Source organism: Fibrella aquatilis (assembly GCF_017353255.1).
Lineage (GTDB): Bacteria > Bacteroidota > Bacteroidia > Cytophagales > Spirosomataceae > Fibrella > Fibrella aquatilis.
Map to the genome: position 1 here is coordinate 29,748 of NZ_JAFMYU010000023.1, position 18,119 is coordinate 47,866.

15 protein-coding genes are annotated in these 18,119 nt (G+C 55.5%); 14 read left to right on the forward strand and 1 reads right to left on the reverse strand.

Features of this window, described 5'->3' with window-relative positions:
• The first annotated feature begins 3 nt into the window (after nucleotides 1-3).
• From J2I48_RS22670 to J2I48_RS22705, 8 genes are all read left to right on the forward strand, one after another.
• The gene (locus J2I48_RS22670) at nucleotides 4-3,300 is read left to right on the forward strand and encodes a T9SS type A sorting domain-containing protein (RefSeq protein ID WP_207337795.1); all 3,297 of its coding nucleotides are present in this window, start codon (nucleotides 4-6) and stop codon (nucleotides 3,298-3,300) included.
• 21 nt (nucleotides 3,301-3,321) lie between these two features.
• Nucleotides 3,322-3,762 carry a hypothetical protein gene (locus J2I48_RS22675; RefSeq protein ID WP_229376696.1) on the forward strand — a complete coding sequence of 147 codons (441 nt, stop codon included), beginning with the start codon at nucleotides 3,322-3,324 and terminating at the stop codon, nucleotides 3,760-3,762.
• Nucleotides 3,763-3,872: 110 nt separating this feature from the next.
• Nucleotides 3,873-4,883 (forward strand): hypothetical protein, encoded by a 1,011-nt coding sequence (locus tag J2I48_RS22680; protein ID WP_207337796.1) that lies wholly within the window; start codon nucleotides 3,873-3,875, stop codon nucleotides 4,881-4,883.
• Nucleotides 4,884-4,895: 12 nt separating this feature from the next.
• Nucleotides 4,896-5,549: a hypothetical protein gene (locus tag J2I48_RS22685; protein ID WP_207337797.1), complete on the forward strand. Its 654-nt coding sequence runs from the start codon at nucleotides 4,896-4,898 to the stop codon at nucleotides 5,547-5,549.
• On the forward strand, nucleotides 5,530-7,002 hold the full coding sequence (locus tag J2I48_RS22690; RefSeq protein WP_207337798.1) for a M48 family metalloprotease: 1,473 nt from the start codon (nucleotides 5,530-5,532) through the stop codon (nucleotides 7,000-7,002). Before J2I48_RS22685 ends, J2I48_RS22690 begins: the two co-directional genes overlap by 20 nt.
• Nucleotides 7,003-7,004: 2 nt before the next feature.
• A complete protein-coding gene (locus J2I48_RS22695) occupies nucleotides 7,005-8,444 on the forward strand; it encodes a matrixin family metalloprotease (protein ID WP_207337799.1) in 1,440 nt (479 codons plus the stop codon).
• Nucleotides 8,445-8,507: 63 nt separating this feature from the next.
• Nucleotides 8,508-9,110, forward strand: coding sequence for a hypothetical protein (locus J2I48_RS22700; protein WP_207337800.1), 603 nt, complete (start codon nucleotides 8,508-8,510; stop codon nucleotides 9,108-9,110).
• Nucleotides 9,111-9,210: 100 nt separating this feature from the next.
• On the forward strand, nucleotides 9,211-9,867 hold the full coding sequence (locus J2I48_RS22705) for a response regulator (protein ID WP_207337801.1): 657 nt from the start codon (nucleotides 9,211-9,213) through the stop codon (nucleotides 9,865-9,867).
• Here J2I48_RS22705 and J2I48_RS22710 read toward each other — a convergent pair.
• Nucleotides 9,845-11,716, reverse strand: coding sequence for a sensor histidine kinase (locus J2I48_RS22710; RefSeq protein ID WP_207337802.1), 1,872 nt, complete (start codon nucleotides 11,714-11,716; stop codon nucleotides 9,845-9,847). The genes J2I48_RS22705 and J2I48_RS22710 overlap by 23 nt on opposite strands.
• Nucleotides 11,717-11,982: 266 nt before the next feature.
• Here J2I48_RS22710 and J2I48_RS22715 point away from each other — a divergent pair, with 266 nt between their 5' ends.
• From J2I48_RS22715 to J2I48_RS22740, 6 genes are all read left to right on the forward strand, one after another.
• Nucleotides 11,983-12,894: a hypothetical protein gene (locus J2I48_RS22715; RefSeq protein ID WP_207337803.1), complete on the forward strand. Its 912-nt coding sequence runs from the start codon at nucleotides 11,983-11,985 to the stop codon at nucleotides 12,892-12,894.
• 46 nt (nucleotides 12,895-12,940) lie between these two features.
• On the forward strand, nucleotides 12,941-13,690 hold the full coding sequence (locus tag J2I48_RS22720) for a hypothetical protein (protein WP_207337804.1): 750 nt from the start codon (nucleotides 12,941-12,943) through the stop codon (nucleotides 13,688-13,690).
• Nucleotides 13,691-13,758: 68 nt separating this feature from the next.
• A complete protein-coding gene (locus J2I48_RS22725) occupies nucleotides 13,759-15,420 on the forward strand; it encodes a C1 family peptidase (RefSeq protein WP_207337805.1) in 1,662 nt (553 codons plus the stop codon).
• Nucleotides 15,395-16,342, forward strand: coding sequence for a pentapeptide repeat-containing protein (locus J2I48_RS22730; RefSeq protein WP_207337806.1), 948 nt, complete (start codon nucleotides 15,395-15,397; stop codon nucleotides 16,340-16,342). Before J2I48_RS22725 ends, J2I48_RS22730 begins: the two co-directional genes overlap by 26 nt.
• A gap of 56 nt (nucleotides 16,343-16,398) precedes the next feature.
• Nucleotides 16,399-17,388: a M48 family metallopeptidase gene (locus tag J2I48_RS22735; protein ID WP_310587303.1), complete on the forward strand. Its 990-nt coding sequence runs from the start codon at nucleotides 16,399-16,401 to the stop codon at nucleotides 17,386-17,388.
• A gap of 47 nt (nucleotides 17,389-17,435) precedes the next feature.
• Nucleotides 17,436-18,110 (forward strand): tetratricopeptide repeat protein, encoded by a 675-nt coding sequence (locus J2I48_RS22740; RefSeq protein ID WP_207337808.1) that lies wholly within the window; start codon nucleotides 17,436-17,438, stop codon nucleotides 18,108-18,110.
• Nucleotides 18,111-18,119: the final 9 nt, after the last annotated feature.

Consider the following 18,119-nt stretch of genomic DNA (forward strand, 5'->3'; position numbering starts at 1 on the left):
ATTATGAAACTACAATATCTACTCGTTTGGCTCTTGCTGCTATTCAGCGCGGAGCGGGCATTAGCGCAGGCTACGCTGGTGAAAGAAATTTACCCGTTGGCAACGGGTTCCATAGACGCTTCTATTAAGGGCGTTCCTATTGGCAATAAGTTTTTGTTTGCTGCCGATAATAGTGTCAATGGCAAAGAACTCTGGATTAGCGACGGTACCGATGCAGGCACCGTTATGCTGAAAGATATTAAACCTGGCACCCGCACTACCTCATCCAACCCACAGTCTTTTTTTACCTTTCAGGGCATCGCCTATTTCTACATCAACCTCGGCGGCTTTTATACTCCTTATGAACTTTGGCGTTCTGACGGAACGGCTGACGGAACCTACAAAATAGGGGACGAAGAAACAGTGAGCAATGAACTTGAAATAGCCGACAACACACTCTATTTTATTTCAGACAATGGCCTGATCCAGAAAGACTTAACTAAAGCAGGATACAAGACCATTATTGACCGAAGTTATAACAGTGACCTGAATAACTTTCCCGCCAAAGCGGCCAACATTACCCGCCAGAATGGCAACTGGCTGTTTATGGCCCAATCGGTGCAGAACAAGTATAAGCAGGCTCTTTTTCAGAGCGACGGTACGAAAGCAGGCACCAGGAAAGTGGCTAACCTGGGCGACAACGATGGTAAAATCACGGCCACTAAGTCGGGTAAGCTGGCTTTCTTTGGTAACGACGATGGCACCTACGGAGCTGAATTATGGGTGACAGATGGCACAGCAGGTGGCACTAAAATGGTGAAGAACATTGCACCAGGTGGCTTGTCTTCATTTATATCTCTCGCTTATTACAGCCTCAATTTTTACCAGATTCAGCCATTGCAAGACAAGGTGTTGTTCGTAGCCGACGATGGTACCACGGGCAATGAACTCTGGATCAGCGACGGCACCGAAGCGGGCACGAAGCTGTTTAAAGAATTTACAGCGGGCAAAAACGGTACTACGTTTTATTTCTACAACCCCAGCGACGTAGGTACCGACCTCATCTATTTCGCGGTTAACAACAAGGAATTATGGCGCAGTGATGGCACCGAAGCCGGTACGTATATGCTGGCAACCGACCCCAACGGTGAATTTAATTATGTACGCAAACTAGGCGACTATATTTATTATCGGGATGGCGATGGCCGAAAAGTATACCGACTGGATGGTCGCCCCGCAAGCAGTCAGGTGGTGGGCACACTCACGAATAGCCTGTATGGGTACTATTCAGGACCTGGTGATTTCCTGATTGCAGGCAACAATATGTTTTATAGTGGCAATCAGGACGCAACAGGCTGGGAACTCTGGAAACTGCCTTTTTGCGACCATCAGGCCACGATTTCGGCACCGGTGGGGGCCAGTTTCTGCACCGGTGCCTCTATTGATTTGCAGGCAGGCGGGTCAGGTGGCGCTGGGCCTTTTACCTACAAGTGGACCAGCGGCACCGATAACCTCGGTACCAACGCCAAGCTCACCGTCAACAAAACGGCTACCTATACCGTGGATGTAACAGACTCGAGAGGGTGTACTATCTCCACGTCTGTTCAGGCCACCGAAACTAAAAATCTGCCTATAGGCATCAGTGGCTCAACAGCCTACTGCGCAGGCGATGCCGTGCCGTTATCGGGCACGGCGGCAGGCGGCACAGCCCCCTATGTCTACCAATGGTTTCAGAACAGCAGCCGCATCACGGGCCAAACCGCTACCACGCTGACAGTCAACACCACCGGCACGTATAGCCTGTCAGTGTCGGATAGCAAAGGTTGCACGGGTACCTCGACGGGGCTGTTTGTCTCGCAGAAACCTAGCCCGTCGGCCACCATCAGCACCAACGGCACCACCGTTGTGCAGCCGGGTAGCAGCTTATCGGTGGTGATGACCACGCCCGCTGCATCGGGGCAAACCTACCAGTGGTTCCGCGATGGCGTGGCCATACCGGGCGCTACCAACAACAACTACCTAGCCACGCAGGCAGGGGGGTACACCGTGCAGGTGAACCGCGATGGCTGCACGGCCACTTCGTCGCTAACACGGCTGGCCGTGGGATTGGCCGTGAACCTAGTGGGTTCGCCGACTTTTTGCGTAGGCGGCAGCACCTCGCTCACCGTTACGCCCACTACCGGCGACGCGCCCTACACCTACCAGTGGCGGCTAGGCAACACCACCGTTGGTACCAGCAGCACCATCACCGTCAGCACGGCGGGCAGCTACAGCGTCACCATCACCGACAGCAAGGGCGTGACGGGTACGCTCCCGGCCATCGACGTAACGCAGCGGCCCGTACCCACCGCCACCATATCGGCAGGTGGCCCTTTGGTGCTGCAACCAGGGGCTTCGGTGGTGCTCAGTGCGCCAGTCTTGGCCGGGCAAACCTACGTGTGGCTCCGCAACGGCACCGCCATCGCCGGGGCTACGGGGGCTACCTACACGGCCAACCTCGCCGGCGACTACACCGTGACCGTTACGCGAGATGCCTGTTCGGCCACGTCAGTGCCTACGCGGGTGTCGCTGGCGTTGCAGGCGGCCATCACGGGAGCTACCCAGCTTTGCTCGGGCCAAAGCGTGACCTTAGTGGCGGGTAACACCAATGGCGAAGGGCCGTTCACGTACCAATGGCGGCAAAACGGCACCGTACTGAACGTTCTCGGTAACACGCTGATAGTCAACACAGGGGGCGATTACGCCGTCACGATTACCGACAGCAAAGGCCTGATTGGCGTATCGCCGGTGTTTTCGGTTAGTCAAAAACCTTCGCCCAACGCCACCATCGCCGCTACGGGGCAACTACCGCTGCAACCGGGTACGTCGGCCATCCTGAGCGTAGTTGCCGTGCCAACCCAAACCTACCAGTGGTTTCTGGACGGGCAGGCCATCACGGGTGCTACCGGCAGCAGCTACACGGTTACGCAGGGGGGGAGCTATGCCGTGCTGGTTACGCGGGACGGCTGCGCCACCAACTCCGGCGGCTATGTTGTAGGCCTCATCCTGGCTACTGAACCCATTGTGGCGGGCCTGACGCTGGAAGCGTCGCCCAATCCAACAAGTCACCTGCTGCGCGTCCGGCTCATGCTAGACGAACCCGCCCCGGCTACGCTTCGGCTGTTCAATACGATGGGGCGGCAAATTCAGACGCACAGCTTCAGCCAGCCACAGCAAACGCACGAGCATCAGTTCGACGTGGGCAACGTACCCGCTGGCATGCTCCTTTTGCGGGCAGAAGTGGGCCATAAGCAGTTGACACGCAAACTGTTGAAGGAGTAAATACCCAAAAACACAATCACCATGAAAACGATATTCCTGTTTCTGGCTCTCATCGCACTGCTCACCGCCTGCGGGGGCGGGGGCACAAAAGTGGCTCCAGTAGCCGAACGCATTCAGAAAAGCTGGTCGGCCCAGTCGGTGAAGGAAGGTACAACGCCCGTCTTCACCAAAGGCGGCAGCAGCACCAAGCCGGGCTACAGCAATTTCCGGCTCGAACTTGCCAGCGGCGGCGTGGCCCGCTTCACCGACATCGATGGCATCACCTGCACGGGTACATGGGCTATTTCGTCCGACGAAAAAACGTTGGCCCTGACCGGTCTCACCCCGCCACCTACCGGTACCAACGGCACTATCTCGTTCACTATCAGCAGCCTGACCGATAATTCGCTGACGATCACCCGCACCACGGCGAGCCTCAAAACGGGCGGCACCATCAACGAGTACCAGCTGGTTAACCCATAGCGTAGCTTACCTCCCACTGGTAGCTGACATAGCTGGCCTGGCAACAGCTTGCTATTTGTGGCGGTGTGGGTATCTTCCCTCGTTGAAGCTATCCACACGGCTACATTACCATGCGTCCTACTGCAATTCCGCCTGAGCTACAGCCCGAGCCGGCTATCATTCATCGTATTCAGTCGGGGGCAGCGGCTGAGCGAAGCGTCACGCGCAGACTGACTGAATGGGCCACCTCACTGGCCCGCGTCGAGTGTGCCATTCCCGACAAAGTAGCCGCCGATCTGGCCAACCGGGCGCTGGAGGCCACCATCGCGGCGGTTCGAAATGCCGTGGAGTGGAAGCCGGGTTTGGTCAGGCAGATGGTGCAGGACCAGGCTTTCGTGTACAATCTGCAACATCGGGTGGCGGGTCAGGACCTCACCGCACGGCTCAGTCAATGTGCAGTCCGCTATGTGCGCCGCCACGTGGGCCGGTGGCTACCCGGCAGGCAACTGACCAGCCAGCAAGAGTCGATCTACCAGCAAGCCGTCGACACGTTCTATGACAAGCTGCTAGACCCCAACTTTAAGCTGACCTCCTCACTTACCACCTACCTGATTGGCATTGTCAAGGTCCGAATCAGCGAAGCTGCCCGCCTCAATGAGGCAACAGGCGGCAATCCGTTTTTAAGTAGACGCACTAACAATCAGCCTATTACGGACCAAGTGACGATTATACCGGCTGAGACGGTTTATTTTTACCAGGAAATCCACAACCGGATTACCACTGCATTGGGGGCGCTTTCCGAGACTTGCCAGACAATCATCCGGGCGCATTATGGCCTCAATCCCGAACGACTTCAGCCCCTGGCCAACCTGCCCGAAGAGGTCCTGTCGGCAGCTGAGTTTCAGGCGCGCTTCGACATTGCCATGTCGCCTACGGGCCAGGCCTCTTCGCTCAAAGAACTGGCCGACGAACTACAGATCAGCCCCAAAAAGATCAGCGATCGCCACCTGAGCTGCATTGACCGGGTGGTGCGGCTGGTGGTGCCCGATTTGCTGGGTACCGACGCACTGGCTATCCCCACCAACGTGGAACAGGCCCTGCAACACCGGCTGGAAATTGCCCGCCGCCGCGCTAACCGCTAGCCCCACCCCACCATGCAACCCAACAACACCCCCGAACAGACCTGGCTCATTGACCAGTATCTGGCGGGCAACCTCACCGACGACCAGCAGCAGCGCGTTGACCAGCGCCGGCAAGACGATGCCGAATTTAACCGGCAGGTGCTGGCCCACTGGCTGGTGCAGCAATACCTGGAGCAGGCGCAGGATGCGGCTACATTTAACCGGGAAATGACCGAACTAGGTACGGAACTGGCCCAACAGAAGCAGCGGTACAACACGACGAAACGACCCCGGTTTCTTATTCAGGTGCTGGTGCCGAGCCTGGCAGCAGCGGCGGTTGCGCTGGTGGTCTGGCTCAGTTGGCCGCCCACCACCAAAACCGGGCGACTTACCCTGAACGACCCCGAAGGGTACGGCATTGGAAAAAGCCCCCTCTGGATAGCACAAACCCCCTACGCACCGGGGCTGTTGGGCAGGCTACGTACCGCCGACCAATACCGGTGGCCGGGCGATACGCTGTTTGTATATGGCAGTACGCTGGGCCAACTGCTGACTAGTAGTTGGCAACTGGACAAACTCCCGGAGAGAGGGCTATACCGGCTGCGAACGGACAAACGTACCTATACCGTGCGGCGAGGACAACGCGAACAAACACCCCTACTTCCTGATGAAAACGAGACTCCTTAACTGGCCCTGGCTACTGGCAATGGTGGCATGGGCCACAGTTGACCCCGCACAGGCCCAGGAACCCTGCGAATGCGATCTGGTGAAACCAATGCCTAAAGGCTACGGTATTGCGCCCGAAACCATTGCCTTTGAGGAACGCGACGCCCGCGAGATGATTCAAACTTTGGTTAAGCCTTTTGCCCGACAACCCAATATCATCGCCCGCCCGTTTTCCTGCGCTAACGTGTCGGCAGTGGCTAAACTGTGCGATACCAGCGGGCGTAGTTTTATTTTCTACAACAAAGGGTTCTTCACAAATTTGCGCGACAAAACCCGGCGGGGCGATCAGTTTGTGCTGGCCCACGAGGTGGCTCACCATCTGCTCGGCCATACCACCCGCGCCTACTACATGGCTTGGGAAGAAGGGCAGCAGGAGGCGCTGAAGGCATCCGCTGGTACCATCACGATTCCCCAACGTCACCTCCACGAACTGGAAGCCGATGCGTTGGGGCTTTGGATGGTAATTAAACAAGGAGCCACCCGTGCCAACATAGAGGCCATCTTCAGGGTGTTGCCGAAGCTACTCCACATCTACGACATAAACGACAACAAAGACCCGCTGCACCCCAGTTTTGCCATGCGTGAGCTGTACATGAAACGCCAGTTCGATAAGCTCACCAACCCAACCTACCTAAGACGCTATCTGGCTACTAACCAACGCGCCATGGATCACCCGCCCGGCCTGGATGATGACGATCCCAATCCGATCCGACGGGATACCGAATCGTTCTACGCCTTTCATCTGATGACGGCCAAACGGGAATTACTTCAGAAACTAACCAACTCCGAACGGGTTATGCGCGACTCGCTCACGCGCCGGGCGCGGCTATCGGTTGAGATCGTGGGAGGTATTCGATATATCCAGCCAAGCTTGTCGGTCGATAATGAGCCGGTGGCGACATCGCCATTTATGAGCCTGGTAGGCGGCGGGCGCGTGGGGGTAGGCGCGTGGTACAAGCCACACCGGTTCGAGGCCGACCTGCTCTTAGGGCCACAGGCGTTCACGACACAGGCCCGCTTTGGCGACCGATTGCTCACCACCGAACGCTTCCTGTCGTGGTATCTGCACGTTCGGCCTCGCTATGTGCTTAACGCGCTCACCCGCGAGGCTCCCAACCGATACGCTACGCAACTTTGGATGCTCACTGCCGGACCATCGCTGACAGTTCCTCTGGCGTTCAAATATGACAACTACGGCCTGATACCCGCCCAAACGCCCACGCAGCAAGCAAGTTTGGGGTTAGTAGCCGGGGCGGGCTATGGGGTCTCGAACTGGCGCAGCCAGGCCGGTCACTATCGGCTCTGGCTACTTTATCAGCTACAGCCCCTTCGGTTTGCCCCCCTCACTACCAGCCAAACAAGCCAGTCTATCCTGCACACAATCAGCCTTGAAGCCTCTTTCCGGTTTTGGTAACGATGAAAACAACCGTCATATGGGCCTACTTTGCCCTGCTCACTGTTGGATCCTGCCTTTCCGACGAGCCACCGACAGCCACGCCTATCTATCAAATCAGCGACTACGAGCGGGCCAATGCCGCCCGGCAGTTCGAGGGTTGTACCGTCCGCTATGCGTTTCGGAACCAATCGAAACGGGTCAAGCTCAGTACCTTGCAGAAAGAACTTGAAGTACCCTTCGACCGCTGGGGCAATGCCAATGGGTTTCTGGTGTTTGTGCCGGTGCCTGCCGAGGCCGAAGCCGAGATCAGCATTATTTTCGCCGATACACTCCGGGCAAAGCCGGGTAGCACCATCTACGGCCTCATCCGGCAACCGACCGGCCCACTGTCGGTGCTGGAGCGGGCACCAAACAAAACCTGCACCATCTACCTGCTCGATACGCACCCCTGGGATGCGGCCAGCCTGCAACGGGTGCTGCTGTTTCAGATTGGGGCCGCGCTGGGGCTGGCTACATCAAGCCGCCCTTCGTCGGCCATGAATGGGCAGCAACTGACTTCAGTGGCCGCGCTCGACACGGGCGATGTCAGTGCGGTTCGACGGGTCTATGATAAGCCCTGCGATCAATGGCGAAAACTGAGAAATAAGAGGTTTCAGTTTGCCATTCCGTTTGTGGTGCAGAGCAGGGCATTTGTGATGGCCCCCGAAGGGCTATGGGAGTACCTGCCCGCCACCGATAGCTGGGAGGTCCGCCGAACGTACCCACAAGCAGTTTTCTCGAGCGGGACATGGCCACAGGCCATTGAACTGGCCGATAGGGCTTTGGTGGGGACCACCTACGAAACGAGCCCCGGCAAGGTAGGGCAACCTGGCCTGTTCTGGGCTTATCTGCCCGCCACCAACGACTGGAAACCGATAGCCCCACTACCCCAAAAGGGTTTTACACGAAGCATGGGGGCGACGCTGGGCCAAGATGGATACGTGCTAACGACCCTCAACACCCAAACTATATCTCCGCTGGTGGTTTGGAAATATGATCCACAGGCCGACCAGTGGAGCCAGCCCGCTGCCTGGCGATACGCACCCTGGGTGAACTTCGGCGCGTCGGTAGATGTGGTGGCCGTTGCTTTGAAAAATCAACTTTACGTATGGCTGCAAAAGACCAGCCAGCGTAGCCTACGCTTCGACCCGGCGTTGCCTACGCCCTGGGTAGAAATCGACTCGCCGCCGGAAGTGGGTACGGCTTCGTCATTGCCCGGAGCGTTTGCCGTTCGTGATTATGCCTACTGCCTCTTGGGAAACGGGTTCCCGACCACGAATGTGCTGCGCTACAGCCCCAGTTTGGGCTGGAAACAATTGGCCGATTTCCCAAGCAAGGGTAACGCCAGCTACAGCTTTGTACTCAACAACCGGGCTTATGTAGGTACCACTGGCGGCGAACTGTGGGAATACACGCCATAGGCCGGCGCAGGGGGGTGTTTTTTTGACGGCAAACATAACCAGTCGAACCAAATCGACTGGGTTATGCTTGCGAAACGATTGCTTCGTCCGGCGGAAATAAGCCGCTATATCGCTTTCAACCAAACAAATAGTGGTGCCACTGCCGCAGTGGATTACCTGACGGGTGCCAGTATCTGGATTTTCTACCGCCCCGCCACCCCCGACCAGTGGGTGGCGGCCTATGCCATCAACACCCGCGCCCCGTTTCGGTGCCTGTCGCTCATCAGCCCGGAACAGCGAACCAAGGCACTCAGCCAGCATGGCTTGGCCGAAAATCGGCTGGTCGAGATCACCCTCCTGAGCCGCGACCGGAGTCAGGGCTGGCTACCGGGCGAACGCGACTATTACTACCGAATGAGCATTGTAGACGCGCTGAAAACGGGGAGACGTCACCTCCTTGGCGGCACGACAGATGCCGACCTGCTCCGGTTTCAGCAGCAGGTGCTCAGCCGGGTGTTGTTCGACGGTGAGCTAAACGTGTTTGGCCAGCCCCATCATGGCTGGCTCATCTACGCGTCGTGGCTGGGGGCCGTGGGCAATGCACTCTGGTACATTACCCGGCAGGTTGGCGCGGCGTTACTGCCACGACGTCGCCAGTCGGGTCGCCGACCGGTGGCCAATGGCTGACTATGTTTCGTCTTGGTCGGGCTGAAAAAATAAGGGGCGGGTCGGTCTTTAATCTTTCCTTTAGGTAAGTTTGCAGACCGACCTTTCCGATGAGCCACACATGCCTGCTACTGTTCTCCTCCTCGACGACCACCCGTTGATTGTTAACGGATTAGCTCACTTTCTAACCAACACCACTGACCTCGACGTAGTAGGCAAGGCCCATGCTCCCGCCGAGGCGCTTGCCCTGCTCAACACTACCCCCACCGACGTGCTGGTGAGTGATATGCGCTTCGAGGGCGACAGCCTGAACGGCACCACCCTGATGCTGCGGGCCAGAGAAAAACAGCCCGGCCTGCGCGTGGTTTTTTACACCATGATTGAAAAAAGCACCGACGTGCGCGAAGCCGTGCTGGCGGGAGCCAACGGCTACGTGCTCAAAAAATACGACGCCGACGAAATAGGCCGGGCCATTCGGGCGGTGCTGCGTCCCAACGGGCAGTATTTCAGCCCCGAGCTGGTCTCTATTCTGGCCCAACTGTCTCCGTCGGCCCTGCACCACGATGAACAGCCCGATCCGCTCAGGGCCATTACGGCCCGCGAGAAAGAGATTATGCTGCTGATTGCCAGGGAGTTTACCGTCGGTCAAATTGCTAGGCAACTGTCGTTATCCGAATCAACCGTGCATTCGCACCGGACCAACCTCATGACAAAGCTTGGCGTTACGTCGAGCGTGGGGGTGGCTCATTTTGCTTTCAAATACGGCCTGCTGAACTAACCGGCACCCGGACCGTGATGCGCGTACCCTGCTCGGCCTGGGGTTCCACCTCTACCGCAGCGTTGAGGTCGCGCAGCCGTTGCCGAATATTGGCCCAACCCCGCCCCGCCGACTGCGTAGGTACCTGGGTTAGCCCCCGTCCGTTGTCGCGCACCAACACCAGGAGGCATTCGGTGGTAGTGATAAACCGGATGCTGGCCTCCGTGGCGTGGGCATGCTTGATAATGTTATTCACCAACTCCACAATAATCAGTAGCAACTGGTACTGATCGCCCACTTTCAGCGGTAGCTCGTGGGGGGGCAGCAGCAAATAAAACTCCGTTTGGTGGGCCAGGTTTAGCGTGTCGATCAACTCCTGGAGCGTGGCCTGAAGGCCTTTTTTGGCAAATTCGGTGGGCATCAGGTTATTAACCACCTTCCGCACTTCGTCGTAGGCATTCTGCACCAACTGTTCAATCTGGCTCAGGCTGTTAGCATGATCCGGGCTTGCCTGCGCACCCCGGATCAACTGGCGAAGCGTGAGCAGCGAACTACCGATGCCATCGTGCATTTCAGAGGCCACCCGTTCGCGCTCAGTGGCCAGACCGCGCCACTCGGCAGCCTCAATAGCGGCGGCCTGCTCCTGTTCAAACCGTTTTTGCTGCCTGCGCTCCTCCCGAATGGTGTCGGCCATACCGAAGGTGAGAAACACAAACTCGAATACCGAACCAATATTGAGGGCGTATTGCACAAAAAACGACGGACTAACCAGCGCACCGGCCCGGTTGAATGAATGGATGAGAACGCCCAGAAACAGGGCTAGCGCCGCCAGAAAATAATACCGGGCGGGCTGGTTGCCCTGGTACCAGCTATAACCACCCAGAAAAATCACAAACGTGCCGCAGAGGGTACCCATGGCCGTGATGACCAGGTTTGGCGACACACCGGGGGGACGAACCACGCTCACCAGCCAGCTGAAGGCGGTCAGGCCAAGCAGCCCGTAGAGCAATTGCTGCTGACGGGGGGCCACCAGCCTGAGGTTGAGCACCGCATTGTAGAGTAGCAAAAAGCTGGCCGTGGCCACGGCAAAGGTGGTGCTGAGGGCGTAGTTGATAAGCCAGATGTTGCCCGGCCACAGGTAACGTACCCCCAAAAAATACCCCCGGTTCAGTTCATAAAGCAGGTAAGCGCCAATGTAGGTCGTCAGCAGCAGGTAATGCCGCCGGGGCGTAAACAGCAGCAACGTGAGGTGATACAAAAACACCGCCACCATAAACCCATAATATAGCCCCCAAAACAACCCCGACAGCTGTGTAGACCGCATAAACGCATCCTGTTGCCAGATGTTGAGCGGAATGATGACCTGCCCATGCGTAGAAACCAGCCGCAGATAAACCGTGTAGGATTCGCCCGGCGAAACCGGCAGGTGAAACACATACGTTGGCGCGTCTATTTCGCGCCCCGGACGCCCCAGCCAGTCGCCCCCGCGTTTGTGCATGACTTGCCCCGTTCGTTTCGAGCACACGTACAGGTCAACGGTGGCATAATTGCCAAAGGCCACGTCGAGCAGCCAGGGCTGTTTGCTGGCGCTGCGGTTGTTGAGGTCGAAACGCACCCAGTAGGCTGCCGTGGTAAATCCCCGGTTGATGATTCGCTGCTGACTGACCACAAACCGCCGCTGCATAGAGTCGGGCAGGATATCTTGCAGCGTCTGGAGCCGCTGGGCAGCATCTTCCAGCACGGCCACCTGTTGCCCAATCGGATAATGGTCTACCGATTCAATGAGCGTTACCTGGGCATAAGTGGCCTGTAGACACCCAAACAAGGCCCAGAAAAGCAGCAGCAGGTGGGTCAATCGGTTTGGGGTCATGGGGGGCACCGGCTGGTAAGAAACGAAAACGCAAGTATCGCCGCTACACGCATACCAGACAACCGTTTAAGCTACGATTCACCTCGCTGCTTTTGCCAGAAGCGCACTAGCAAAACACCCGGTTCGGACCGGCGGCTACTGCTACAAAAACCATAGCGGCTACTATTTCAGGCCCATTGGCCTTGCCGGAAATTTGTTTCACTCAGGCACAGAACAGCACGAGTTTCCCTGTCGGATTCAGGTACGTTCACACTGACAACCTCACCATGAAAACTTATCTTCTGTGGCTCACGATTTGGCTCGGTGCTGGCCTCTGCTTTGGGCAGAGCAGTAAGCTCGACGTGATTGTGAAAACCGATGGTAGCCGAATCGCCTGTCGGGTGCTTCGTGTCGGCAAAACGGCTATTCAATATCAACCGCTGAATAGTACCAAGCCCCTGTTTATCAGCAAAAATCGTGTTAGCAAACTACTGTATGGCCAGGTAACGACAGTCCCTGTGGCGGAGCCTGTTGTAAAGAAACCACCGTCAAGCCTGCCCAAAATAGACCAATCGCCCACGAAAAAGTCGGCTGAAGCACCACCTCCGTCTCGCCCACCCACACCCTCATTGTCAAAACAGGCTTCTACAGCACAGAGGTTTACGCTTCAGCTCAACGCCATGCCTGTTTACATGTTTGGCACGACCGAGTGGACCTCTGTCAAGGATGGTCTGGGTCATGCCATCGGGGTTGGTAGTACGGCTCAGTTCGATTATTTGCTGGCAAAAGACATCAGCATCGGTGCTGAACTAGGCTATGTGGCCTGGAACACGCAGATCAGCGCGGTGGCGAACAAGGGTGAGGAACCATTCTACACCTATCACAGCAAAGCAACTCAACTGCTTGGTATGGCGCACGTTCGGTTTATGCTGGACAAACGGTTTTACATCATGCCACAGGGGGGCATGAGCCTGCTCGACGTGCGGTTGAGTAACGACGAAGGTAGCGATGGATTCAGGGGTACACAAACGTGCTATGGCGGGGCGGTCGGTGGCTTGTTCAGGCTGAGCCGTGCCGTCAATCTGGATGCAAGCCTATTTTATCGGCACGCAACCGCCTCGAAAACCTTGCAGGACGAACGTTCTGTCACGCCTATGAAGTATGCCGGCCTTCGGCTTGGGCTGGGTTTTTCCTGGTAACTACCCAGCTAGTCCTTATTAATAACTTACAAACCAAACCATCCCGATGAACTTATCGACATACACTTTTTCACAGAAAGTGGCTGGGGCCGTTGTTCTGCTGCTGCTGTTATGGCACGTTCAGGTTGCCACCTCATCGAAAACCCGCCTGTCTGGGCCGTTTATGGCGAAACCCGGCCAACCCGGCTACGTCTGGGCCGATCTGAACAACGCCGACTCGCGGTTTTTCTGGGATCTGGCCGACCTCCGCTGGAAGGCCGGTATACCCCACCCCAACTTCCGGGCCGAGTCGGCAGAACAACTGGGCGAGTGGGTGCCGCAGCCGGGCTATACGTTTGTCAATAAAGCCCGCGACCTGACCGCAGTCTGGGTAGCGGGCCTGACGCACCCGCGCTATAAAGGCGTTTCTGACAAAACGGAAGGCACCTGGAAGCCCGAACCGGGGTATAAGTTTGTCTACAAAGACGGCGAGATTCTGGATGCCGTCTGGATGCCCAATGTCCGCGTCGATGAGTATAAGCTACTGACGCTCAGCCCACAGGGAAAGTACAAACCCTATCCGGGGTATCGGTTTTTGCAACCCGGTCAATCATTACAGTTGGTTTGGGTGCCGGGCATGGTTAACTACGACAACACGCGGCTCACGGCGGGCAATACGGAAGGCTCCTGGATCGAGGTACGTCGGGCGGTGGCGGTAGCAACCAGAGAAGTTGACTATGGCGGGAAAACATACGTTGAACGGGTCTTCCGCAACAAAACGCCCAAACTCGTCGACAAGCTCATTGACAAACTGTAGACACCTCATTACAGCGTACTAACTATCCACACCATTATCTACTGTCTATCCACACCATTTCTACTGTGATGAACGCTTCCCGACTCATTACGCTTGGGTTAACCATGTTGCTGGCGACCTGTACGTTCAAACGAGAACTGGTCGAGCCTGCCGAGGGTGACAATACCGTTAGCACGGGCTGGCTGGGCAACGAAAACCTAAGCAGCGTACCGGTAACGACCAACTTTGGGTTTTCGGCATCGGGCAACCTGCCCGCCTCTGTTGATCTGAGCCAGTACCTGCCGCCAATTGGCGATCAGGGCCAGTATGGCACCTGCGTGGCATGGGCCACGGCGTATTACGCTAAAACCATGATCGAGGGGCTGGCTTACAACTACACCAGTACGCAACTCGCTAATCGTTCATACCAGATTAGCCCCCGCGACTTGTTTACGTCGTTGCCAGATAGCAAAAAAGGAAAAAAGTGTGGCGGCACACTTTTCGATGATGCGATGAGCCTACTACAACAGCGAGGGGCCGCCACCCTCGCTACCGTCCCTTACACTAACCTTGGCGATTGCAGCGCGGCTACGGCCTCGGCCAGTTGGGCTACGGAGGCCGCCAAACACAAAATCAAAAGCTACCGCACCATCGACCCCAGCATCGCTACCATTAAACAGCAATTAGCCAACAAAGTCCCCGTTGTGCTCGGCGCGAAATTGTCTGACAACTTCATGACCTGGAACAGCGACAATGTACTATCGAGCAATACAACCTATACGCGGGTTGGTCAGCACGCCTATCACGCGCTGACTATTGTGGGTTACGACGACCGTAAGGGAGCCAACGGGGCCTTCAAAGTGGTGAACTCATGGAATACCAACTGGGGCAGCAAGGGCATTATCTGGATCGACTATAACTTCCTGCTCAACACGTTTGCCCAAAACGATGGTACAGGCAAGAAGGTACTGATGGTGATGACCGAAAACACAACCAAGCCAGACCCGCAGCCTACCCCGCAGCCCAACAAACCAACGGGCATCGACCTTGTTGCCTGGGTCTATGACGACTTCTCGACCTACACCCAAACGGGCAACCCCACAAGCCGGGGGTTAAGCATGAATATCTACAACGTGGGCAGCGGCGATGCTACACCCAGAGCACCCTGGAAGCTGTACTATATGTACTACAACGCCTACAACGCCAACGACTACGGCTTGCTGTTCTACAACACCCACACAACGCAGGGGCTGGGGGTCAACAAATACCAGTGCGTGGGCAACAATTGTAGCTACAACATCACCATACCGGCCTACAGCAACCTGTCGAAGGTGCTGTTCAACCACAACAATGGGGTTCAGGTCAATTACAACGTACCCGCCGCCCTGAATGGCTCGTACTACCTCGTACTGCTGGTTGACCCCGAAAACGCGCTCAACGACACTGACCCGGAAGACAACTATTTCTACACCACCAGCGATCCGATCCGTTTCAAAAATGGGTACGGTGCCCGGAAGGATGCTGAAAATGTGGCGTTTTCGTTTAAAAATTTGGTATCACCAATGGTAGGTAAAACCCAACGCAGGCAGTTTACTACGGCCGTTACGCCCACTAATCTGAACGCCTACTCACCCGAAGAGATCGCCGATTTTCTACGACAGGAGCAGAAAAACGGGGGGCTTAGCCGCAAGCTGGCTCAATCCGCTCAACAAACAAACCTGACCAATGCCCGCCCTTCGTCGCCCCACTAACCAGTTTGCACTACTGCTGCTGGTAATGGTGTCCATGGCCTGCTCGACAGCCAGCCTAACCGCGCCGACTAACCCGGCCCAACGGGTATTGACACAAGTGGCAAATAAGCAGGCGGTTCGAGTTGAGAACGTCACCTTCGACGACGATCTTGATTTCACAGCACTGACAGCTTACCCGGAGACTAAATCTGTTGCGCGGGTGTGGATCGAGGTGCCGCTATTTTTTAGCAATTGCACCTTCAACGGGCGGGTTGTGGCATTCCGGCAGCAGGGCGACACGACCATCCTGTGCCACTTTGGCCGCAACCTTACGTTTGTCAATTGCCGCTTCAACAACGACACCCGGTTTCAGTCGGTAAACGTAGTGGGCATCACGAGTTTCTCACAGTCGCACTTCAACCGTTCGGTGTCGTTTGAGGGGGCGCAGTTTGGGGCTGAGGCTTACTTCGACAACGCGCTGTTTGCCGCTGAAGCCCGCTTTCAGCAAGCCACTTTCGGGCAGATGGCCTCGTTCTGGAAATCAGTCTGGGCGGGCGTTGGGTACATGCAGGGGGCTACGTTTCGGGGTGATGCCCAGTTCAATCTCACCGATTTTCGGTCGAATCTGGATTTCTCGCTTTGCACCACCGACGGGCTGCTCAATTTCAACTACGCGCAGCTACAAGGCCGGGGCCGGTTTGACAATACCCGCTTTCGCCGCGCAGTCGACTTTAGCAAGGCTACGTTGGGTGAAGCTTATTTTGAGGAGGCTTATTTCGCCGACAAAGCTCTTTTTGTAGGGACAAGCTGTCAGATATTATCTTTTGAAAGGTTTTTTTTTCTGACGCAACATCCTGTCTTAGAACTAGATAAGACCAAACAGCCCACTATCCTAAGCCTCGCCGGAGCGAGGGTAGCTTCGGGCCATACCCCGATGCCCTGACCTGTCCGGTTCAGTCACTTTTTATACTGACGACTATGAAAAGATCTCTGTTTCTAATGCTCACCATTGGGCTGGCCATTGCCTGTCAGCGAGTGCCGCTGACGGGCCGGAAGCAATTTATTATGGTTGATAATGGTCAGTTGCTCTCTCTGAGTGCGGGCCAGTATAGAGACGTACTAAACAAAAGTCAGGTGATTCGCAGCGGTTCCGATTACCAAATGATTCAGCGAGTGGGCAATCGGCTGCGGATGGCAATGGAAACGTATCTCAAGAGCAACGGCTATGGTGATCGAATCAACGGGTTTCGATGGGAGTTCAACCTGATTCAAAACGACAAAGTGGTGAATGCCACCTGTTTGCCAGGCGGTAAGGTGGTGTTCTACACGGGAATCTTGCCTTATACGCAGACCGAATCGGGCGTGGCAACGGTGATGGGCCACGAAATTTCCCATGCCATTGCCGCTCACGGGGCCGAACGTCTAAGCGAATCGCTGCTTGCCAATGGGCTTTTAGAAAGCGGTCAGGCGCTCATCAATGATTTATCGCCCCCACAGAAGCGACAGGCTAACCTGTTGTTGTTACAGGCTGTTGGACTGGGTTATCAGTTAGGGCTGGCACTGCCTCACAGTCGGACGCATGAGTCGGAGGCCGACCACCTCGGCCTGATTTTCATGGCATTGGCGGGCTACGACCCCCAGCAAGCTGTTGTCTTCTGGCAGCGTATGGCTGATAGTGGTGGCTCAAAAGACCCCGAATTTTTGTCTACGCACCCATCTGACGAACGTCGGGTTCGGGATTTACAAAGAGAGATGCCCCAAGCCATGAAGTACTACACTGTGCCGAAAAATTTTGAAGAAGATTCAGCTATTGAAGCTGTAGATACACTTGACCTACCAGAGCCAGAAGAAGAGCTAGTAATCAACAAGGAAAAGAAATTAAAAAGGCCTACAACTTCGGCATCCTATAAAAACCGAATTAGAAAGGTTTCAACTCAAAGCACGCCTGGAAAACACAAACAAAAATCAACAGCAAAAAAGCGAGAGTAAGGCTAGTATGGGTAATTTTTTGAGGCTATAAAAAGAGGCAGAAACCGATGAGCGAACTTACTATACCAACTACCATTACGCATAAGTGGTATGACCGGACCTGGCTGATGATTATGCTCAGCTTATTTGTTTTTCCGTTTGGGCTATATGGTCTTTGGAAGAATAGGCGGCTGCACAAAGCCTGGAAGATTGTCGTGTCGGTGTTGTCTCCGGTCACTACTATAGTTACATTGTCTATCGGCGCATACCTGTACGGTCTGGCCCTTAGCACTATCTACGAGGCAGAGATTCAGTATGTTGAAGCAAGTTATAAATATAATCGGAAAGACTATAGAGGCGCCATTGCGGCCTACGATACACTCATTCTAAAACACCCAACCTACTCGGATGCGTATCTTATGCGGGGAAATTCGTATGACAGACTGGGCAATAAACGAAAGGCAATAATCGAGTACACACTAGCCATCCAATTCGATTCGAGTAATACATCTGCCTATTTCAACAGAGGCCTGCTGAACATTGAGTTAACAAGTTTTAAGGATGCCATTGGTGATTTCGACAAAGTGATTCAGTTTGATTCACTCGAAGCCAAAGCATTTTACTTCAGGGGATTATCAAACCGCGCCATCAACAACGTGACCGCAGCTTGCAACGACTTTAATACCGCCCAAAAACTAAAATATCCCGAAGCGGCTGATGCCTTGAAACAGTATTGCCATTAAGGCCTTCAT